General features: G+C 47.7%; 13 protein-coding genes. 5 read left to right on the forward strand and 8 right to left on the reverse strand.

The genetic code is table 11. The features are described from left to right. Positions 1-67: 67 nt before the first annotated feature. Positions 68-2,500, reverse strand: coding sequence for a TonB-dependent siderophore receptor (locus AC4BAP_RS13860; RefSeq protein WP_490583258.1), 2,433 nt, complete (start codon positions 2,498-2,500; stop codon positions 68-70). A gap of 1,116 nt (positions 2,501-3,616) precedes the next feature. Here AC4BAP_RS13860 and AC4BAP_RS13865 point away from each other — a divergent pair. From AC4BAP_RS13865 to AC4BAP_RS13875, 3 genes are read left to right on the forward strand one after another with little or no spacing between them, the layout of a single operon-like run. After that, positions 3,617-4,765: a hypothetical protein gene (locus AC4BAP_RS13865; protein WP_490583259.1), complete on the forward strand. Its 1,149-nt coding sequence runs from the start codon at positions 3,617-3,619 to the stop codon at positions 4,763-4,765. A gap of 17 nt (positions 4,766-4,782) precedes the next feature. Then, the gene (locus AC4BAP_RS13870) at positions 4,783-6,444 is read left to right on the forward strand and encodes a BCCT family transporter (protein ID WP_490583260.1); all 1,662 of its coding nucleotides are present in this window, start codon (positions 4,783-4,785) and stop codon (positions 6,442-6,444) included. Beyond that, entirely contained in the window at positions 6,441-7,316 is an 876-nt protein-coding gene (locus AC4BAP_RS13875) for a universal stress protein (protein ID WP_490583261.1), read from the forward strand. The genes AC4BAP_RS13870 and AC4BAP_RS13875 overlap by 4 nt, the downstream gene beginning before the upstream one ends. A gap of 511 nt (positions 7,317-7,827) precedes the next feature. Here AC4BAP_RS13875 and AC4BAP_RS13880 read toward each other — a convergent pair. Continuing rightward, positions 7,828-8,442, reverse strand: coding sequence for a MarC family protein (locus AC4BAP_RS13880; RefSeq protein ID WP_490583262.1), 615 nt, complete (start codon positions 8,440-8,442; stop codon positions 7,828-7,830). Positions 8,443-8,455: 13 nt separating this feature from the next. Further along, positions 8,456-9,130: a M50 family metallopeptidase gene (locus AC4BAP_RS13885; protein ID WP_490583263.1), complete on the reverse strand. Its 675-nt coding sequence runs from the start codon at positions 9,128-9,130 to the stop codon at positions 8,456-8,458. 221 nt (positions 9,131-9,351) lie between these two features. Between AC4BAP_RS13885 and purL the strand changes: the two genes are divergently transcribed. Further along, on the forward strand, positions 9,352-13,032 hold the full coding sequence (gene purL / locus AC4BAP_RS13890) for a phosphoribosylformylglycinamidine synthase (protein WP_490583264.1): 3,681 nt from the start codon (positions 9,352-9,354) through the stop codon (positions 13,030-13,032). A 295-nt stretch (positions 13,033-13,327) separates the two neighbouring features. Here purL and AC4BAP_RS13895 read toward each other — a convergent pair whose 3' ends face one another. Further along, on the reverse strand, positions 13,328-14,350 hold the full coding sequence (locus AC4BAP_RS13895) for a synaptic vesicle VAT-1 family membrane protein (RefSeq protein WP_490583265.1): 1,023 nt from the start codon (positions 14,348-14,350) through the stop codon (positions 13,328-13,330). A gap of 144 nt (positions 14,351-14,494) precedes the next feature. On the opposite strand from AC4BAP_RS13895, the gene AC4BAP_RS13900 reads away from it, so the two are divergent. Then, positions 14,495-14,671: a hypothetical protein gene (locus tag AC4BAP_RS13900; RefSeq protein WP_490583266.1), complete on the forward strand. Its 177-nt coding sequence runs from the start codon at positions 14,495-14,497 to the stop codon at positions 14,669-14,671. Between the two features lie 448 nt (positions 14,672-15,119). Here AC4BAP_RS13900 and AC4BAP_RS13905 read toward each other — a convergent pair whose 3' ends face one another. The 4 genes from AC4BAP_RS13905 to AC4BAP_RS13920 all read right to left on the reverse strand — a co-directional run bounded on the left by AC4BAP_RS13905 (position 15,120) and on the right by AC4BAP_RS13920 (position 21,446). Next, entirely contained in the window at positions 15,120-16,037 is a 918-nt protein-coding gene (locus tag AC4BAP_RS13905) for a lytic transglycosylase domain-containing protein (protein ID WP_490583267.1), read from the reverse strand. A gap of 355 nt (positions 16,038-16,392) precedes the next feature. Continuing rightward, the gene (locus AC4BAP_RS13910) at positions 16,393-16,812 is read right to left on the reverse strand and encodes a hypothetical protein (RefSeq protein WP_490583268.1); all 420 of its coding nucleotides are present in this window, start codon (positions 16,810-16,812) and stop codon (positions 16,393-16,395) included. 510 nt (positions 16,813-17,322) lie between these two features. After that, entirely contained in the window at positions 17,323-18,471 is a 1,149-nt protein-coding gene (locus AC4BAP_RS13915) for a PQQ-dependent sugar dehydrogenase (protein ID WP_490583269.1), read from the reverse strand. 707 nt (positions 18,472-19,178) lie between these two features. Continuing rightward, a complete protein-coding gene (locus AC4BAP_RS13920; protein ID WP_490583270.1) occupies positions 19,179-21,446 on the reverse strand; it encodes a PAS domain-containing sensor histidine kinase in 2,268 nt (755 codons plus the stop codon). Positions 21,447-21,500: the final 54 nt, after the last annotated feature.

The following is a 21,500-nucleotide window of genomic DNA, read 5'->3' on the forward strand; positions in this document are numbered from 1 at the left end:
AATTAACATTACTCAGAGAAAGCAGAATGCGCTGGTACGAGCTACAAGTTCGTACCAGCGCATTCCTCTAAAAAGTATAGCCGATGCTAGCCAGGAAATTTCGTGGCGCTCCCGGGCTGACACGGAAGTGGTCGTAACCACCCACAAAGTACCTTTCGTCCAGAAGGTTGTTCATATTCAGGTTGAACTTGAACTTATTTATGTTATAGAAAAGTGCTGCGTCTATAGTTGTGTAAGACGGCCAGAAATCCCAGAACAACTCACCGGTATTCACCCTTCTTGCTTGATTCTCCATGCGGCGTTTGCTTACATGGTGCCCACCAAATGCAAAACCAAGACCACGCAGAGCTGGCAGATCAAAAGTATACTTGGCCCATAATCCCGAGCTGTGCTTCGGAGCGTTTGGAAGCTGCATTCCATTTTCGGCTGCTACACTTGCCTGCATCACCTCAGTATCATTATAAGCATAGTTAAAGTTCAGGCTAACGGTTGAACTCAGGTTACCAGACAACTCAATTTCCGCACCCTGCGAACGAGCTCTGCCGTTCTGTTTGTAGATTGGGTTGCCATCAGCTGTAAACTGTTCTGTTGGCACCAGCATGTTCAGCTTCTCAATCTGGTAAAAAGAGAGCGTGGCAAATAGGCCTTTATTAAAGAACTCACCTTTCAAACCTGTCTCTACCTGATAGCTGCTCTCATTCTCAAACGGTTCTTGGCTGCCATAGCGATTCGGGAACTTAATAAACTCCGGCTTCAGCGGTTTAAAGCCCTGGCTGTAGCTCGCAAAATAGTTCAGGTTATCCAGCAGCGAATAAGTTATGCCCAGGCGGGGCAAAATCACGTTCTGCACAATTTGCTCCTCTCCATCCCCATAATCGCGCTCATCGCTAAACATCTCGTAACGCAAACCTGCCAGCACACTCAGTCTATCCGTCATTTCCATCTGGTCCTGCACGTAAATACCCGTGGTGTTGTATACTGCATTTATATAATCGATGAAGAACTGCGGTGTTGGGCGGCGGATGTACTTGGTAGCATCCTTCAGCTCGTAAACCGGTTTGTTAAGGTCCAGCGTTAACGGTACAACTTTGCCATCTACTAATCTCTGGCGTGCCTCCCAGGTAGTACTGCTTTTATCTGTGTCGAATTCGATATAATCGGCTCCAAGGGCAATTTTATGCTTTATATTGCCGGTATTGGCATTCAGTGCAAAGTAGCCCGAGAAGCTGTTGGTATACTCCTCTGCCACACGCTCATAATAGCGCAGGTTCATGATGGTGTTGGCAGGGGCATCGGCATAGGTGTTCAGTGTACGGTGCTCCTTCAGGTCTTCTGAGTAAGTAAATTTCAGGTAAGAGGCGTTAAAGGAAAGCCAGTCTGTAAACTTGTGGTTCAGGGAAGCATTCAGGTAGAAATCATTTACCTTAAAATGGTCGTTAGGCTGGTTCAGCGCAAAAGAAAAAGGGAGTGCAAACAAATCACCGCCACGCACCACCAGGCCACGGTCAAGGTAACCGTTAAAATTGCTGTAAACCATCTCGGCGTTTATAGTGGTCTTATCAGTTGGCAGGAAGGTTACGGTTGGTGCAATGATAACAGCTTTATTGTCAATTACGTCACGGAAGGTTTCCGTGTCTTCGTAGCTGAAGTTGAGGCGGTAAAGCATGGATTTATCCTCATTAAGAGGGCCCGTAAAGTCCAGCGCTGTACGCACTGTATTAAAACTACCCACTGAGAAACTCACTGCTTTTTTGTTTTCGTCTAATGGCTTTTTGGTTACCAAATTAATGGTACCGCCCGGGTTTACATCCCCAAACAAAGCTGCCCCCGGACCTTTTAGTACCTCCACGCGTTCGATGTTGGCTGTAAGTGGTACCCGGAAAAAGCCGTTGCCATAGCTATACCCAGAGCGCATGCCATTCAATAAGCGGAAACCACTCTCGTATCCGTTACGGAAGCCGCGAACGGTCATGTCATCGTAGTGTGAGTATAGGTTTACGCCGGCAATGTTCTTCACTACGTCCGTCAGGCGGTAAGCTTGCTGGTCATCCATCAACTCCTTGGTCACGGTAGAGATGGTCTGCGGCACATCTATCACCAGGCTGGCAGTCTTAGTTCCAATAAAGCTGTACTCGCTTTTATAAGAGGTTTCTTTGCGGCCCAGTACCTCAACCTCCTGCAGGGCGCTGCTACTGGCTGTAAGACTGATGTTAAGTGATACGGAAGGAGCATCTGCGGTTAAAACCACCTCACGCTTTTCCTCTTTAAAACCTAGTCCCCTGGCTACTACGGTATGGCTGCCCAAGGGAAGGTTTAGTAAGGTATAACCCCCATTTGAACCTGTAACAGATGCAAAGTTGCCTTGAGTTAACGCAATCGTAATTCCATCTGCAGGACGGCCATCAGATGTCTTTAAGGTTCCGCTGATGCTGCCGGTATTTTGTGCAGTGGCAGCTAATTGAGTTACTATAAAAAGTATAAGTAGAAGAAGCTTCTTCATTTGTATAGATATAAAATGCCTGCTTGTGTACCGCTATCAGCCACACAAATAATATTGAATAAGAAATTGATTAAAGTATAGAGAAAAGGCAGGCAATACACCTATGATGCTGAATTCTAAGGCATAGCCACGCATAAGTTTATACTTACAGCTAAACCTGCTAGCGCACAAGTATAAATATACATGCAAGGCAGCTGCTTAGCAGTACCCGCTTCAGTATCAAAATAGTTGTTAACAAATAGAAATTATACCTGCCTAAGCCATGGGCGGTCCGCGCAGGTAGGTGTTATTGGGATAAGTAAATTTCCAGGCAAAGCTGTAGGGTTGCACATAGCAAGCCTCTACTGGATCAAATTTTAGTTCAAATGAAAATGATGGTGAAGTGAAATCACCATTATACAGGTTATCTACGTGGCAATGCTGGTGCTTCGTGCTTAACTTAAAGTCAGATGTTGACCTGGTATCTTCAGTATGTTTGTGCTTATGCAAAGCCAATACCGCTGCCTCTGGTGCCAAAATTCTAGCGAATAGCACCAGTAGTAACAAAGCGATATATACACGAACACTGTTCACCTTACCGTATTTGAACTTTCCTCAGGTTTAATAAGGAGGCAAAGATATTAACATACAATCAAGTTGCAATATATAGGCGTCTAATAATTGTTGATAATTCCTAATACTCAATTAGTAACTATAAGCAGGTTACTAAAAAGCTATTTACAGCCGCCAAATCCCTGTGGAAATGGTTCGATAATCCCATCCTTTGGTCTACCAGAAAGCCGCTTTAGGAAACTAGAGCGGCTTTTTTATTGCTTTGCGTGCACATCAATCGTTACTTTTCACGCCTTGTAGGCTTCAAACTGCACTTATTTTATATAAATTATCGACTACTCCACCTTCTACTAGTATTCCTTGTAAACTAAAGCCGGTATTACTTAAATGTATACCTAATAATTTCTGTGCTTCTAAACCAACTTCACATACTTCTTTAACTTCTTCCCTACCCCACCAAACCAAGCCTAACCGAAGCTGCACTCCCACTCCTATTCAGCAACATTTGCAGTTCCCACACGTCAAACTAATTGACACACAAATTATTGACTTAACTCATTGGTTATGCGCTTAGTACTTTTACTTTTAATAGCCTTTCTTTTTAGCATACCAAGCTTTGCACAATACCCCGAAGAAAAAGCTGAAGACAAGCCAACCCTTAAACTGGGCGGTGCACTGCGTTTCAACTATAACCTATCCACCTGGAAAGAGGACCAACTGGAACGTGGCGGCGACTTCGGCTATGACATCTTCCGGATAAATGCGGAGGCAGCTTACAAAGGCATTAAGTTAAACGCAGAGTATCGCTTTTACTCGCAGGAGTTTGGTGGTGGTATGCTAAAGCAGGGTTGGTTCCAGTACGACTTTTCGGAAGGTTCTCAGATACAGGTTGGCCTTAACCAGGTGCCTTTCGGTATACAGCAGTACAACTCCAACAACTGGTTCTTTAACATGACCTATTACGTAGGCTTTGAAGACGATCACGACATGGGTATAAAGTATATCCGCGACACGGGCCGGTGGAAATGGCAGGCAGCCTACTATAAAAGCGCCGAGGACCTGGTGTTCAGTTCTGCAGAGGCCAGCCCCAACCGTTACTCCTACGACATAACAGGCCGCAACAAAGAAAACAACCAACTTGACTTTAAACTGGTGAGAAGGCTGGATGATAGCCTTGCCCATGAGTTGGGTTTCTCGCTGCAGGGTGGCCTGCTCTATAACCTGGATACCGAAGAGAACGGGAATAAGTATGCAGCTGCCGTACACTATGAGTATAAAACTGCTAACAGCCCCTGGAACGTTAAGCTGCAGGCCATGCTCTACCGCATCAACCCCGAATACGCTGCCGGCAACGATCTGAATTTTGTAGAGATGGGTGCTTACGGGGCCAACTATAATGTCGCTAACAAAGGTGAAATTTATACTTTAGGATTAGCCTACAACATTCCTGTGGAAACCCGCCTGCTGCAGGGCATTACCGTGTACAACAACTATGGCTATTACAACAAGCGGGTAAGTGGCTTCGAGAACTCGCATATGAACGTGTTGGGTGCACTATGGACGGCAGGCCCCATGTACATCTACACCGACGCTGCCTTTGGGTATAACCAACCCTGGCTTGGCCCTGAGTGGACAAACGCTTTTACTGCAGGCACCGAAGGGGACACCGACTGGCACATGCGCTTTAACATCAACTTCGGATATTATTTCTGATATAAACGATTCATTTAATGAGCAAAGTAGCAAGAAGTGATACAAAGAAGTCTTTAGGCCTGGAGGTAAATGGCCCCGTGTTCTGGACTTCTATAGTTATACTTATCATCATCATTACGCTGGTGCTTATCTTCAGGGAGGGCGCAGAGGCGTTCTTCAGCGAAGCACAGGCTTCCGTTACCTCCAGTATGGGGTGGCTGTTTATACTTAGTGTAAATATCTTCGTTATCTTCTGTCTGTACATGGCCTTTGGCAAATTCGGTCACCTTCGGCTAGGCGGAAAAGATGCCAAGCCGGAGTTTAGCACTTCTTCCTGGTTTGCCATGCTCTTCAGCGCAGGTATGGGTATTGGTTTGCTTTTCTGGAGTATAGCCGAGCCGATCAACCATTTCCAGACACCGCCTTTAGGGGAGCCGGGTACACCTTCCGCTGCCAGGCAAGCCATGAACTTTACTTTCCTGCACTGGGGCTTTCATGCCTGGGCCATTTATGCGCTGGTGGGACTGTCGCTGGCATACTTTACCTATAGCCGCAAACTACCCTTAACCGTCCGCTCCGTTTTCTACCCTTTCCTGGGCGAGCGTATTCATGGGCTCATTGGTGATATCATTGATATTCTGGCGGTGCTGGCAACACTTTTCGGTTTGGCAACATCGCTGGGGCTTGGTGTGAAACAAGTAGCTGCCGGTCTTAACCACGTTTTCCCGGCCATCGACAGCGACGTGTATACCCAGATCATGCTCATTGGCGGCATCACGGCCATTGCCACCATATCGGTAGTAACGGGAGTTGATAAGGGGGTACGCATTCTGAGCGAGTGGAACATCCGTATTGCCCTGGTGATCTTGCTGGCGGTACTGTTCTTAGGTCCGACGGTTTTTATACTTGGCTCGTATGTGCAGAACACCGGCTCTTACTTAGGCAACTTCCTGCAGCTCTCCTTCTGGAACGAAGCCTACTCTACCCGAAACTGGCAAGGCGGCTGGACGGTATTCTACTGGGCCTGGTGGATTTCATGGGCGCCATTCGTGGGCATTTTTATTGCGCGGGTCTCCAAAGGGCGTACCATACGGGAATTTATACTTGGCGTGCTGATCGTGCCTTCGCTTCTCTCTTTCCTGTGGATGACGGTGTTCGGGAGCACAGCCCTGCGTGAAGTGTTGGCCGGCGAAACAGCAGTAGCAGAGGCCGTGGCTGCAGACATATCTACGGCTCTGTTCGTCTTCTTTGAGCAGCTGCCTTTTTCTACTGTTCTTTCAATTATAGGGATCATACTTGTGGCTGGCTTCTTTGTCACTTCTTCCGATTCCGGCTCGCTGGTAGTGGATAGTCTAACTTCCGGCGGCAGAGCCGATTCACCGGTTGGGATACGCGTTTTCTGGGCAGTCGCAGAAGGAGCCATTGCGGCGGTGCTGCTGCTTGGCGGGGGCTTGCAGGCTTTGCAAACGGCAGTAATTATCACAGGACTTCCGTTTGCGCTGATCCTGCTCTCGATGTGCTATAGTTTGTACCGGGGCTTAAGCGAAGAGTTAGCAGAAGAGAACAAACTAGGCAAGGCTCAGCAACGCAAGGCTTATCAGGAACTGGTGGCCGAAGTGATGGCCAAACGTGCCGTGAAGCATGAAGAAAAGACACCTGTTGAAAGAAGAGACAATCCACCAACCAATCCAAAGCCATGATTGCAATAGATTCTATGATGGTCTGCCTGGACCTGAGCGATATTGACGAGACGCTGGTTCGTTTTACCCGTTCCGTTTGCGAGCGCCTGCCCGTTAAAAAAGTATACTTTGTGCACAACATCAAAACCACAGAACTCAGCGACGATTTCCGGGAGTACTTTGGTGATGTGAACATCAGCGATGAAATAGAAGGCAATATAGCAGACATTGTGGCGGAGCATTTTGCCAACTGTACAGATCACGAAATACTGGTTAGCGAAGAGCCGAACACTGAAGTTATACTTGCCGACCTGGTAAAACGCTATAATGTAAAACTGACGCTGCTGGGCAAGCGCATGAGCGACAAAAGCACAGGCGCATTGGGCACTAAATTACTTCGCATACTGCCCTGCAGTGTACTGGTTTTTCCGGAAACTGCTCGCTTCAACATTGCCAATATCCTTACACCTATCGATTTCTCAGACGCCTCGCTGCATGCCTTGCACTTAAGTAGCAGCCTGGCAGAACAGTTGGGGCTCAGCCTGGATATCCTGCATGTGTATAAACTTCCAACACAATTCTTCCCGCTTATTTCGGAAGAGAAAGCTATCCGGAAGGCCGAAGAAGTTGTGAAGGGAAAATTTGCTGATCTGCAGAAGCGGCACAACGAGATCGCAGGTATACCTTATACTCTGGTTCGTGCCGCCGGCAAAACGGTTGCTGAGCGTATTGCCATGCAGCTACAGAAAGGGAAGTATGACCTGCTGGTAGTAGGCCTGAAAGGACATAATCCTATCCCATCACTAAGCCTGGGCAGCGTACCTACAGAGCTTTATAACATGGATTTAGATATCCCGATCTGGCTGGTGTATTCTGAGGAAGTGATCAAGTAAAATTTCATACTTCACTTACTGTTTTAAATAAGTCAAAACCATACCGCAAGTTTAGCGACAGCGTAACTTGTGGTTGTGCATGATGCCAGTTTGTAAAGGCTTTCTGCGAGAGCAGAAAATACGCGTTTGGTAAGTCTATACTTCAGCAGATTTATAATTTACTATACTTACTGGCGCAAGTGTTAAGCGCAGCGTCACTTGTGTCTGTGTATGATGGCAAGTCTTCAGACTTGAGATAGTATAAAGTAAGGATTACGGAAGTCTGAAGACTTCCTGCTATTGTATATCACAAGTGACGCTGCGCTTAACACTTGCGCTAGAGTAGGAGCAGACGCATACTATAAGTGTTTATACTCTATCGTTTTTGCTAAAGTATAAAGGATAGCCCAAGTCATCGTAGTTCTTGCTTTTTTAAAGCAAAGCAGTTACAAACTGCTGCCATACCTAACCACCAGTTACCGCTGCGCTCAAACTGGCGGTATAAGTGGAGTTCGCTGCTTGTAGCCAGAAGCTATACTTCCCCGGTAGCCCTTACCAGGTTAGTGATACCAGTTACAACCATATCCACGCCGATGGCACCTACGAAAAAGCCGTTGATGCGCAGGAGCAACTCCATGTTCTTGTCAAAAGCGGTTTGAACCCTTTTGGAACGCATGCCACGACGAATCTGCTTCAGCCCCATAATTACCAGGAAATTGATCAGCATGATTAGTACCAGCGATAGTATACCCTGCCAAAGCACCAGCTGGTCAGCCATAAGAATTGTAAGTGAAATAGTACCCGCGCCAACCATAAACGGCAAAGCTATTTCCGAAGCCAAGTCATGCAGGTCGCCTTTGATCTGAATAAAAGCCTTTTTGCCCTGTACAATAAAGATGTAAGCCAGCGAGAACAACACAATGCCACCGAATATCCTGAACGATTCAAAATTTATACGGAATACCTTCTGGAACACCACGTCTCCGAAAAGCAGGAAAACCATAAAAATGGAAAAGGAAATAAGTGAAGCTTTCAGAAACACGGCCCTGAAATCGGCATCAGAAAGATCTCCCATTATTGGTTTCAGGTAAAGAAATAGGGCAAAAGGGTTCAGCATTACCAAAAAACTAAAAATTGCTGCTATCATAGATATCGTTTTTTTACAAGGGTACTTTCGGGTAATTCCCGACTTCGGTTTCTTTTCCGCTTCTGTTGTTTACGAGCCTGCTGGGGCGGTTCTGTTGTGCTACTTCGTGTGCCTTTTTCAGGGCCTGCTCTTCGTCTTCAAACGCCTCAATCAGGTTCTTTTCATGGTCCAGCACGCACCACTGTTTCTTTTCATCGTTCCACTCCACCCGGTAAGTTCTTACCTGAGCCTTGTTCCGAAGCAAATCAAGTATAACCTTCCCATCACTCTGGTTTCCGTCGGGGTATGGCATGGGAAGCAGTGCAAAGAAGACGTAGTACAACGAAAAGTACGTGAACTGGTAGGTAATGATGCCAGGCTCCAGCATTTCGTGCTCGATCAGGTAGACTACTGCCAGTGCTGCAAGTGTGTTAAAAATAGCACCACCTGAGAAGATAAGGATGTTGGCAAAACGCTTGTTCCGTTTCAAATTATCGAAGGTGCAGAGGCCGTACCAGAAGTAGTACTTTCGCACCTCCAGCATGCCCACTCGAAACAATACATCACCGGACCCGACTGTTACTTTTATATTCCTACCGCCCATCAGCCAGGCAAAGAACACATGCCCCGCCTCGTGCACAAAGGAGATGATTGGAAGTACGAGGAAAAACGCTAGGAAAAACTTTGGGATGTCATTTATTCCGAACATACCCTTTGTGTACGGTTCTAAAGAAGTCGGATTCGATTTATGAATGAAATTTATTTGAAGGTGGCAAAAACGGAAATGCGGTATAACCATTATTTATAACTACACCGTGAAACTGCACTATGAGGCCAACGAATAGGGATTTAATTTTTTTGGGTTATACAGGGGTTAGTTCTCGTTTTAAATTTTAAACATTAACTTTGTTACAGGAAACAAAAACGAACATGCTTCACTTCTTTTTTAATCAACCTGATACGGTTTACGCGCTGCAAACTGCGCGGGAACTAACCTCCACCGACATTCAGAAACTCGAATGGTTATTCGGCAACGCCACTCTAAAACAGGAAACTGTGCTGAGTGGCTTTTTTGTTGGTCCTCGTGCCGCCATGATTACCCCCTGGAGCACCAACGCCGTGGAGATCACCCAGAACATGGGCATTGAGGGAATCATCCGGATAGAGGAGTTTAAGATAGTAGCAGAAGACTTCACAGATTTTGACCCGATGCTTTCGCAGAAGTATAAGGGCCTGGATCAGGACATCTACAATATTCATATTCAGCCGGAGCCTGTGAAGACTGTTACGGATATTGCCGCTTACAACAAACAGGAAGGCCTGTCGCTGAGCAATGATGAAGTGGAGTACCTGAATAACCTTTCCGAAAGATTGGGAAGGCCATTGACCGACTCCGAAGTATTCGGCTTTTCGCAGGTGAACTCGGAGCATTGCCGCCACAAGATCTTCAATGGCAAGTTTGTGATCGATGGTGAGGAGAAACCGGTTTCCCTTTTCAAGCTGATCCGCAAAACATCCGAAGCCAACCCGAACGACATTGTATCTGCCTATAAAGATAACGTGGCCTTTGTAAAAGGGCCGGTAGTGCAGCAGTTTGCCCCAAAACGTGCCGACATTCCTGACTTTTACCAAATAACCGATTTCGAGTCTGTTATCTCGATCAAAGCAGAGACGCATAACTTCCCGACTACTGTGGAGCCTTTCAACGGTGCCGCTACCGGTTCCGGGGGAGAGATCAGGGACAGGCTGGCTGGTGGACAGGGAGCGTTGCCATTGGCAGGTACTGCTGTTTACATGACGGCTTTGTCGCGCCTGGAGAAAGACCGCCCATGGGAGCAGGCTACACAGGAACGCAACTGGCTATACCAAACGCCAATGGATATCCTGATCAAAGCCTCTAACGGTGCGACTGATTTCGGTAACAAGTTTGGGCAGCCTTTAATCACGGGTTCTGTTTTGACTTTCGAGCACGATGAGAAAGCAGATGCGATTGATACCCCAAGAAAACTGGGCTATGATAAAGTGATCATGCTGGCTGGTGGGGTTGGCTACGGCAAAGCAAGCCAGGCGCAGAAAGGCCATCCGAAAGCCGGAGATAAGATCGTTATACTTGGCGGCGAGAATTACCGCATTGGTATGGGCGGTGCAGCCGTGTCTTCAGCCGACACAGGTGAGCATGGCACAGGTATAGAATTGAATGCGATTCAGCGCTCTAACCCGGAGATGCAGAAACGTGCCGCTAACGCCATCCGCGGCATGGTGGAGAGTGAGCATAATCCTATCGTTTCTATCCACGACCACGGTGCAGGCGGCCACTTAAACTGCCTTTCGGAGTTAGTGGAAGAAACCGGTGGTAAAATAGACTTGGATAAACTGCCTGTCGGCGACCCTACCCTATCTGCCAAAGAGATCATCGGTAACGAGTCGCAGGAGCGTATGGGACTGGTGATCGGCGAAAAGGATATTGATACCCTGCAGAAAATAGCGGACCGTGAGCGTGCCCCGATGTATACTGTAGGCGACGTGACCGGCGACCACCGCTTTACATTTGAGTCCTGCACCACTGGCGAGAAACCGATGGACCTGGAGCTAAGCGACATGTTCGGAAGTTCGCCTAAAATGGTGATGGCCGACAAGACGGTAGAAAGAAACTACCAGCCGGTAACTTACGATAAAGACCAACTTTATACTTACCTGGAGCAGGTGCTGCAGTTAGAAGCCGTAGCCTGTAAAGATTGGCTAACGAATAAAGTTGACCGTTGTGTAGGTGGCCGCGTGGCGAAACAGCAATGTGCCGGTCCGCTGCAACTGCCTTTAAACAACTGCGGTGTGATGGCGCTTGATTTCCAGGGCAAGGAAGGTGTGGCTACTTCTGTGGGCCATGCTCCTGTTTCTGCCCTGATCGATCCAGCAGCAGGTAGCCGCAATGCTATCGGCGAGTCATTATCAAACATCGTTTGGGCTCCTTTGAAAGATGGTCTGAAGAGTGTTTCGCTTTCTGCCAACTGGATGTGGGCTTCCAAGAACGAAGGTGAAGATGCTCGTTTATACAAAGCTGTAGAAGCCTGTTCTGATTTTGCTATCGCGCTGGGCATCAACATTCCGACTGGTAAAGACTCGCTTTCGATGAAGCAGAAATATAAGGATGAGGATGTGATTGCACCAGGCACGGTGATCATCTCGGCGGCAGGCAACTGCAGCAACGTCCGCCAGGTGGTGGAACCGGTGTTGCAGCGCAATGGCGGTAACATCTACTACATCAACCTGTCCAACGACAACTATAAATTAGGCGGTTCTTCGTTTGCGCAGATCGTGAATAAGATAGGCAACGAAACACCGGATATTACCGATGCCAGCTTGTTCAAGAATGCTTTCAATACGCTGCAAGGCCTGATCAAAGAAGGTAAAATAGAAGCGGGCCATGACATTGGTAGCGGCGGATTGATCACTACTCTACTGGAAATGTGCTTTGCAGATAACAACCTGGGCGCAAGTATAGACCTGACGTCGCTGGGCGAAGCGGATAGTATAAAAGTGCTGTTCTCTGAAAACATAGGTGTTGTGTTCCAGGCTTCTGCAGACGTGGAAGAAACTCTGAAAGCGAACAAGGTGCCATACCACAAGATTGGTACGGCTACATCTTCTGCAACCCTTGAGTTAAAGAACGGTGAAGAATCTTACAGCTTTGACATTGCACAGTTACGCGATACCTGGTTTAAAACTTCTTACTTGCTGGATATCAAACAAAGCGGTGCGGCAAGTGCGAAAGAGCGTTTCGACAACTATAAAAACCACGAGCTGAAGTATACATTTCCGGAAGGATTTGACGGTAAGAAGCCGGTTATTGATAATTCCAAACCAAGAATAAAGGCCGCCATTATCCGTGAGAAAGGAAGTAACTCAGAGCGTGAGATGGCCAACGCCATGTACCTGGCAGGTTTCGACGTGAAGGACGTGCACATGACGGACCTGATCTCCGGACGTGAAACCCTGGAAGATATCCGCTTCATTGGTGCCGTGGGTGGCTTCTCTAACTCCGACGTACTGGGCTCTGCCAAAGGTTGGGCGGGAGCCTTTATGTACAACGAGAAAGCCAGAACAGCCCTGGAGAATTTCTTTAACCGCGAAGACACGCTATCGGTAGGTATTTGCAACGGTTGTCAGTTGTTCGTGGAGTTAGGCCTTATTACCAAGGGCCATGAAGAGCCGGCGAAAATGCTGCACAACGCAAGCCATAAACACGAAAGCATCTTCACGTCCTTGACTATCCGGGAAAACAAATCGGTGATGCTTTCCAGTTTGGCTGGTAGCACGCTGGGTGTGTGGGTATCGCATGGCGAAGGACGTTTCTGTCTGCCGCACCTGGAGGATAAGTACCAGATCGTGGGCAAGTATGGCTACGAAACTTACCCGGCCTGCCCGAACGGCTCTGACTACAACACCGCCATGATCTGCGACGAGACAGGTCGCCATTTGGTAATGATGCCGCACATTGAGCGTTCGCTGCTGCAGTGGCAATGGGCACACTATCCGAAAGGCCGCCACGACGAAGTATCGCCGTGGATGGAGGCGTTCGTGAACGCCAGAAAGTGGCTGGAAACGCACGAATAAGGTATACTTCGCTTACAACAAAAAAGACTCTGCCTGCGTGGTAGAGTCTTTTTTGTTGTATAGCCTGTTCAGCTAGTAGCAAGGCAAATACTTCAGTACTTCACTTTCTGCAAGGGTAGTTTTATTCTGAAAAATTATACACAAATGGCGCAAGTCTACCTTCCTAAACATGTTTGGAGGTTTCCTCTCTCGTGACTGGCTATAGCTTGGCCACCGTACCAGCTGTAATGCAAATCAATCGATACATTAACAGATCCGCGCCAGCGGAAAAGTATAAGCTAGACCCACCTAGCTGTTACAAGGTGATAACCACCTTACCCACCGTTTTTCCATGCTGAAAGAGGCGTATTGCATCATGCATCTCTGCAAATGTAAAAGTATGGCCGATGTATTGTGGTTTTAGATCAAGGGCATTAAGCTTTTGGAGCAGCTGGTGCATCATGTCATTGTGCTCGTACAGGTGGATCAGGTTAAATCCCATCATCGACTTATTTTCAGTGGGCAGGTGCAAGGGGTCGATCTTAGGCCGGCGGAGGTATTTCCAGATAAGCTTGGGATAGTTGGGTCGGGCACTGTGGCTTGTGAAGCTGGCATTGCCATACACGATCATTCTGCCCATAGGTGCCAGTGCTTTCCAGCCCTGCTTCAGTATATCACCGCCAATACATTCCATGATTAGGGGCAGTTGTCGTCCCGTCAGGGCCTTTTGCAGTTGCTCATAAAAATCTCTCCCCCGAAGTATAACCGCATCATATGCTTCCTCCTTCAACAGGAAATCCATTTTATGTGCACTCCCAACGCTGCCAATAGTATAGGCGCCATACTTTTTGCAGATTCGGTTGGCCAAAATCCCCACGCCACCCGCCGCACTGTGTATAAGCACTGCCATACCTGGCTGTAAATTGCCAAGCTCGGTAAGCGCATAAAACGCAGTTAAGCCCTGCACCAAAAAGCCGGCCCCTTCTTCAAAACTCCACTTTTCTGGCAGCGCTACCACATAGCGGTGCTGTATATTCAGGTGTGATGTATAGCCTCCGAACTTTGTAACGCCCATCACTTTGTCACCAACTTTCCAATCACCAGCCTCCTCCCCTACAGCCACTACCTCACCGGAAAACTCTAATCCAGGAATAAATGAACCTGCCGGCGTTGCGCTGTAAAGGCCTTGCATGGCAAAAATATCGGCAAAGTTCAGCCCGATGGCCTTCACCCGCACGCATACTTCGTCGGGTCCGGGATCAGGTAGTTGCTCCGAAACTAAACGTAGATGGTTGATATTACCCGCTTTGGGCATACGGTATACCTGGCGCTCCAGCATAGTTGTGGCTCATTTGTTATGTGTCTGCTTTGCTTACGCTTAACACGGATGATGTGAGCCTGTTCAGCGTTTTACAATCTATACTTCCCGCCCTTGCTGCGTGTTCTCACCAGCAAGTGTAATTGCTCACCCTTCTACTTGTTGATGAAAACACCAACTATGGCAGGTTTATACTTTGAAGCAAGGTATAAAAATAAAACAATTCCTACTGCTAGTTCTCAAATTGCGGCAGGAATGAGATACATTTTTGTCATTAAAGCAGCCTCCTGTAAGCAGGTAGGGCCATTAAGTTCTATAAATATGACCCTCAGTGATGCTTAAAGCAATAATTTAGTAATACAACGATTCTCCCCTTGAGGACAAGTGAAAACGGGAGTTTGAAACTTGCGACCATAGGTCACAGAGGGGTGTTAGCTTTTTACGAAAAGCCCTTCCAACTGGCTTTACTCCCCTGCGGTCCCCTCAAGGGGACAATTTTCATTACAACTTAACGGCTCTGCCCTCAAAGGGACAATTTTCGGTAGAACTTAACTGCCTTGTCCTGTAAGCAGGGCCGTTATGATATTGTCATAGCACGAGCGCCCTCGTCCCGAATCAAGTCCGGGATCTGCGACTCATGCTTAACTATAGCTGCGCCGCCCCGGGGCTGCGTCCGGGACAGGCTAGGCTGGCCCAGTTGAATCACAGATCCGCGCCAGCAAAAGTAGAATGAAAAAACTCTGCCCTCAAAGGGTTTTAAACATGACGTGTCAGTGACAAAAGTATGACGTTATTTAGGCATTTCAAGTACGAAAGTTCTTCCCTCAGGTACAGACAACCGATAGCCCTTTATCCATGGATTGTAAAAGCGCAATGTTTTGTAGTTGATACCCTGCTCTAATGCAAAGGCAGGCAGATCGGTTACAGTACTCGAAACAGCCAGTGTACGGGTTGGCAGGGGCTGGTATCCGCTATCTTTGCTAAGCTCAAATCCATACTTTGTCGGGTTGCCCAGCACTTCCTTCAGGGCCAGTATTCGGAACATATAGCGCGAAGTTTCATCGTTCAGGTGCAGGTCATAGTATGAGTTTACTCCCTGGCGCTCCAGGGCGCGATCGAGGCCGCCCATGCCCCGGTTATAAGAGGCTGCTGCGTTGGTCCAGGACCCGAACTTTCTCCTGGCTGTTTTCAGGTATTGTATAGCAGCCAGAGTAGCTTTTCGCACATGGAAACGCTCATCTACTTCACCGTTCACGATCAGGCCATAGCCACGCGCCGTGTCGGGCATTAATTGCCAGAAACCTGCAGCACCGGCATGTGACGTAACATGCCCGAAAAGGCTTTCTGCCAAGGCTAAATAGATAAAATCTTCCGGTATGCCGTTTTCTTTCAGGGTAGCTTCAATTTCAGGTACGTAGCGTTGCATCCGTTTCAGGCCAAGCAGCGTGGTGGCGTGCAGGTAAGAGTTCACAAGCAGCTCACGGTCAAGTCGCTCCGCCACATCCGGTAAGTGCAGTGGCACAGGCTCTCCGGCAAACGTCATGGCGGTTGGTAGTGGCGGCGGACTGAAAACCTGTCGGGTTACCCGTACTTCCCCTACTCCTTTTGTAGCGTATGCTTCCAGTTTGCCTTGCTGCTGAATTCCCATTAACAGGATAAGTACAAGCATAAGGGTTACGCTCATGTACTTCCAGATCCGTTGTGCCATTTTCTTCTCCTTTCTACTTAATTATTTCTCCATCAGAACAACCTACGGTATGCTCAATATTATTTATAACGAAAAACTGTGCCATCGCAATTTAGAATGAGGCGGTACTAAAGGTTTTGTAAGGCAAGTGCATGATTGTAGTCGCACCATTCACACTGTATTAACCTACAAATGTGATAGTTACATATACAGCCTTTACTATACAGTACGTAACAAATTAAGTATGGTCTTTCCTTTTTATAAAGTCAGGTTGATATTCCTAAACCTTTAAGCCGCTTGCCAAAAGCCTGGTATAAACATGTATCTGTTAGGCTGACTCAGTAAAGGCCGTAACAGGACAGCAGGACAATCTACCCTATGTTAAACCTGTACTAATGTGGTAGCCTTTCAGCCATTCTTTTGCCAGTTTCTTGTTCTCAAAGATCTGTACGTTTATACCCTTTATATCAAACTTAAGGGTTTCTTCCATGCTAAGCCTACACAAGGGGTCTGGAGACTCTACCCAGGCCACCAGGCGGCAGCCAGCCTCATACATCCTCGGAAACCAATCCACGGCTACCCACCAGGTTGCGTCTAGCCAGATGCTTGTAACGTTGGTGTTGTCATTCAATGATTTCGTGCATTTTAGCTCTTTCAGGAAGTATAAGATCTTTTCGCACCCATCCATCACGCTCTCCTTTGTTTGGTCTCCGGTCCAGTCTACGTGGAGGATTTCGGTGGCGGGGTCGTGCTTTATGGTGATGTATGGGACGGTTATCAGTGTAGTCAAAGTCATGCTTTATCGGTTATTTGTAGAAAAGCAGATTCTCTAATATACCATTTTCATCACCGGGCTCCTAATAACAGCACGATTACTTCGGTTAAGTAACTCCAGTTGTGATTAACCCACCCCCAACCCCTCCGAGGAGCAGGGCCGTTTCATTCTATGTTTCATTCTAGTAAATTACACGGTAATGGCGCGTGCGTCCTCACTCGTGTCGGGCTATGGCTGGGCCTATGGCCCAATTGGATCGCAGATCCAATTTTATAACAAGTCACGGATCACAGATCCGCGCCAGCAAATTGTAGAATGAAACGGGCCTGCCCTCTGGGAAGTTAAGATTCCCCTCTTGAGAGGGGTGCAGGGGTGTGCTTACACCGCTTGGTTTATCATATATCGCAACTCGAGTTAAGTGTGCGCCCCACTCCCCATATTAAGTGTGCGCCCCACTCCCCATATAAAGTATAAAAATACATGCTGATCAACACTGTAAGCACAGCCTGTCAGGTTTGACCTGTACGCCAGCTATTTCTGCGGCGACAGGCGTAGTATTTTGCCGTTACTTTGATCTGTGAGCACATACACCGACCCATCAGGGGCCTGCTCCACATCCCGAACACGGGTAGCCAGCGGAATACGCTCTACTTCCTCGGCCTGCTCTCCGTTTACCTTCACCCGCACAATGCCACTGCTGGTCAGTCCACCGATCAGGGCGCTTCCCTTCCAGGCCGAGAACAGGCTGCCGGTATAAAATACCATCCCCGACGGTGAAATTGTAGGCGTCCAGTGAATAACGGCATCGGCAAACTCAGGGCGTGTTGGTGGGTTTGGAATATTGCCTCCATCGTAATGCTTGCCCCAGCTTACCACAGGCCAGCCGTAGTTGCGGCCCGCAGCAGGCTGGTTAAACTCATCGCCACCTTTAGGACCCATTTCAGCAACCCATAACTTTTTGGTGGCCGGGTCTATAGCGGCGCTCTCAATGTTGCGGTGCCCATAAGACCAGATTGCCGCTTCAGCGTTTGATTTACCCACAAATGGGTTATCCGGAGGTATACTTCCGTCGCGATTTAGCCGCACAATGGTGCCCAGGTGGTTCGATAGGTCCTGAGCCGGCTCAAACTTAAAGCGCTCGCCCATGGTCAGGATAAGGTGCCCCTCCGGCGTAAACACAATTCGTCCCCCGAAATGATTGTTACCCTCTACTTTGGGTTGCTGCCGGAAAATAACCTTAAAGTCTTTTAGCTCATTGCCCTCCAGCTGGCCACGTCCTACTGCTGTAGAAGCCGTACCGTTTGGGCCTGGCTCTGCGAAAGAGAGCCACACCAGCCTGTTTTGATTAAAATCAGGGTCAAGGGCTACATCCAGCATGCCGCCCTGGCCTCTTGCAAACACTTCCGGCACTCCTTTAAGCGGGGCAGATAGTTTGTTGGTTTGATCAAGTATGCGCAGCGTGCCGGAACGCTCAGTTACCAGCAAGCGCTTATCCGGCAGAAAGGCCATTCCCCAGGGGTGATTCAGGTCACCGGCAAGCATTTCTACATTTACAGAGCCTGCTTCGGCTTTAACCGAGGACTTCTGAGCACAGGCCTGCCAACTTGCTATGAGCAGGAACAATACTCCAGAAATTAACCCGGAAAGTGAAGCAAATGATCTTTTCTTGTTTGTTTTCATAAGTGTGGAATCAGTTTTTATACTTCAATAATCCGGTATCACCCAGCCAGCTATTTAAAAATGAGAGAAAGTAGCTTTACTCAGTTTTTGGAAGGCAGGCTTATACTTCTAACTAAAGCCCGGACTTTATAGATTAACGGGTTGATAGGGCATATGTTTAAGTTGAAAGGGCTAATGAAGCGCGCTTTTTGCTAACAATTTAACTTTAGCTGCGAGAATCCAAAATGAAATCACCCACCCCTACCGCTGCGAGGAGCAGGGCCGTTTCATTCTACAATTTTCTGGCGCGAATCTCCAGATTCGTGACTAACAAATAAGGTTGAGTCTTCCCGGGACTCCGCCCGGGACTGGCTTCCTCAACTGGCCCAGAGGGCCAAAATGCAGGATAAGAGCAAAGCAGTTTGCAACATTAATACAGTGTTTGTTAGAATGAAACGACCCTGCTCCGAGTAGGGGGCAATTTCTATACATGAAGGCTTATTCCATAAAAGCTATGGGACAGGATAAGGTTTTCAAATCGTGGTTGTCCTTGAAGCAAGCTTTCAGCTTACGTGAGTTACCTTTTATACTTTTGTATTTCTTCGCAAGCTGAAAGCTTGCCTCATAATAAGCCACAAGATGAAATCTTGCGGCAGGAAAAATGGCGCATGTAAATTTGTGTCCTAGTGGTAGCCTGGGAGTGGGCAAATCGTAGCTTGAACTATCTATTAATGCCCGGAGTGTCGTTTAAAGTATACTTTAAAAGTTGACCCTACCCCTACCTGGCTCTCTACCTCGATGTGACCGCCTGCATTGTCCATGATCTTTTTTACCATGTAAAGCCCTATGCCGCTGCCCTCCACATGGTCGTGGAAGCGTTTGAACATGGTAAACAGCTGGTGTTTTGGTCCGGTTTTCATTCCAAGGCCATTGTCTTTTACAGTAAGCACATAATGCTCAGGGGTAGTATGGCAGTTTAAGAGTATCTCTGGCACCCTGTTCGGCGAACGGTATTTAATGGCATTGGAAAGCAGGTTATATACTACGCTTCGCAGATTTTTCTCTGAGAACTGTAGCACATGGTTTTCATCTATATTTACCACCACTTTTGCTTCAGCCTCATTTATCATGGGGTCCAGATCTTGCATTACCTCCGACACCACCTGCGAAAGGTTTACGACAGTAGCTACTCCGCTGTGTTCTTGTTGTAGTTTTACCACATCGGTCAGGCTCTCGATGGTTTTCTTGAACCTGTTAACGGAGCCCTGCATCAGCGTGAGCATATACTTTATCTCGCTTTCATTTCCACTTGAAAAGTCATCAGACACCAGCTTCAGCAGCCCTTCGATATTAGAGATAGGTGCTTTCAGGTCATGGGAGGCTGTGTAAATAAAGTTATCCAGGTCGTTGTTGATGCGCGTTAACTCAGCGTTTTTCTGCTCCAGGGCTGCCTCGGCCTTTTTCTGCTCATCTACGTTTGTATTGGTCCCGATCCAGCGTATTACCCGGCCCTGCTCATCTTTCACAGCATAGGCGCGTGTCAGGAACCAGCGGTAGATGCCATCGGCGCCACGTAACGGGAAGGTTAGCTCCCAGGTTTCCCCCTTGGTCCAGGCATCCTGCAAGAAATTGATGATCCTGTCGATATGGTCTGGGTGATGCACTTTTGCCCAACCCCAGCCGAGCATCTCTTCCAGGTTTGTGCCAGTGTAATCGTACCAGCGTTCGTTGTACCAAAATATCCAGCCGTTGGGCTCTGCCATCCAGGCCAGGTTCTGTATGTTATTGGCAAAGACCCTGAAACGCTCCTCGCTTTCGCGCAGCGCAGCCTCAGAGTTTTTCCGGCCTGTTATATCGCGGGTTACCCCCAGGTGTGTTGTGCCGCCGTTTACGGGCAAGGGAACAGCGTGCGTCTCCATACGGCGACGGGTGCCCTTTAAACCGATCACATCAAACTCCCAGCTCAGACTTTTGCCTTTGCATACTTGTTTATGATTTTTTACCCATTCCAGCTGGTGCTCCGGCGCGATCACATCAAAAACACAGGCATTGCCCATCAGTTCTCTCCCTCCCTCAATCATCTCCAGGCCAGACTGATTCATAAACTGTAACGTCCCGTTATTGTCAACAATTTTGATGCACTCCGGGGTGGCCTCAATTATAGCCTGCAGCCAGGCCTCGCTTTCTCTGAGTGATTTTTCAAGTGTTTTCTGACCTGTAATATCCTGTACTACCCCCACAATTCTTGAAAGCTGTCCAGCATCGTCCAGGTAAACCCTGGCTTTGCACTTTATCCAGCGCACCTCCTTGTTATTTAACAGGATACGAGCCTCATAGTCTAATTTCCCTGTTTTTATACTTGCTTCAACTGCTGATTCCTTTACAGCCAGATCGTCCGGGTGCAGGCAGGACTCATAGCTTTCCTGCTCCTGTGGCGCATCGAAGCCATAAATATGGTTAAATTGCTCATCGGCTGTTATCTTATTGGCTTTTACATCGATTTCGAATACGCCCATTTCTCCGGCCTCAACAGCAGTAGCAATTTTATTCAGGTCTCCTTCGGGCCTTTTATCGGCTAGTACAGGTACTTCCTTAGGCTCACTGGCAACTTCAGCTATCGAAAGCAGCAGGTAAGCCACCTCTCCTACTTTATCTGTTACTGCTTTTACCTCTGCAACCCAGCTCTTCGTGTTTTTTGCCTTTGTTTTGGCGAGGGTATTGAGCAGAAAGGCTGGAGTTTGCTTTATTGTTTTATGCTGCGTTACCTCTTGCAGTACATTTATAAGATTGTGCTCAAAGCCTTCCCCAAAAACACCTGAGAGAGCTTCCATTATACTTTTACCCACAATGGCATCCCGGTTCTGGCGTATTAGCTGCAGCAGCTCGTCGCTGGCGGCAAGTATTTTATAATGGGGCTGTTCTGGCATCAACACCAGAAAATTACCTGGCAAAGCACTGAAAATTATCTGAAAATCTGTAGAAGCTTCCTGAATCATATCTGATTTGTGTAGCACACGTAATTACGCATTAAGTTAAGCAAAAGCCCTCAC

The organism is Pontibacter sp. GD7, assembly GCF_058216375.1.

What these genes read in the sequence shown, in the direction of transcription:
- AC4BAP_RS13860 (WP_490583258.1), bottom strand. Translation starts at nt 2,500, where the DNA reads ATGAAGAAGCTTCTTCTACTTATACTTTTTATAGTAACTCAATTAGCT.
- AC4BAP_RS13865 (WP_490583259.1), top strand. Translation starts at nt 3,617, where the DNA reads ATGCGCTTAGTACTTTTACTTTTAATAGCCTTTCTTTTTAGCATACCA.
- AC4BAP_RS13870 (WP_490583260.1), top strand. Translation starts at nt 4,783, where the DNA reads ATGAGCAAAGTAGCAAGAAGTGATACAAAGAAGTCTTTAGGCCTGGAG.
- AC4BAP_RS13875 (WP_490583261.1), top strand. Translation starts at nt 6,441, where the DNA reads ATGATTGCAATAGATTCTATGATGGTCTGCCTGGACCTGAGCGATATT.
- AC4BAP_RS13880 (WP_490583262.1), bottom strand. Translation starts at nt 8,442, where the DNA reads ATGATAGCAGCAATTTTTAGTTTTTTGGTAATGCTGAACCCTTTTGCC.
- AC4BAP_RS13885 (WP_490583263.1), bottom strand. Translation starts at nt 9,130, where the DNA reads ATGTTCGGAATAAATGACATCCCAAAGTTTTTCCTAGCGTTTTTCCTC.
- purL (WP_490583264.1), top strand. Translation starts at nt 9,352, where the DNA reads ATGCTTCACTTCTTTTTTAATCAACCTGATACGGTTTACGCGCTGCAA.
- AC4BAP_RS13895 (WP_490583265.1), bottom strand. Translation starts at nt 14,350, where the DNA reads ATGCTGGAGCGCCAGGTATACCGTATGCCCAAAGCGGGTAATATCAAC.
- AC4BAP_RS13900 (WP_490583266.1), top strand. Translation starts at nt 14,495, where the DNA reads ATGAAAACACCAACTATGGCAGGTTTATACTTTGAAGCAAGGTATAAA.
- AC4BAP_RS13905 (WP_490583267.1), bottom strand. Translation starts at nt 16,037, where the DNA reads ATGGCACAACGGATCTGGAAGTACATGAGCGTAACCCTTATGCTTGTA.
- AC4BAP_RS13910 (WP_490583268.1), bottom strand. Translation starts at nt 16,812, where the DNA reads ATGACTTTGACTACACTGATAACCGTCCCATACATCACCATAAAGCAC.
- AC4BAP_RS13915 (WP_490583269.1), bottom strand. Translation starts at nt 18,471, where the DNA reads ATGAAAACAAACAAGAAAAGATCATTTGCTTCACTTTCCGGGTTAATT.
- AC4BAP_RS13920 (WP_490583270.1), bottom strand. Translation starts at nt 21,446, where the DNA reads ATGATTCAGGAAGCTTCTACAGATTTTCAGATAATTTTCAGTGCTTTG.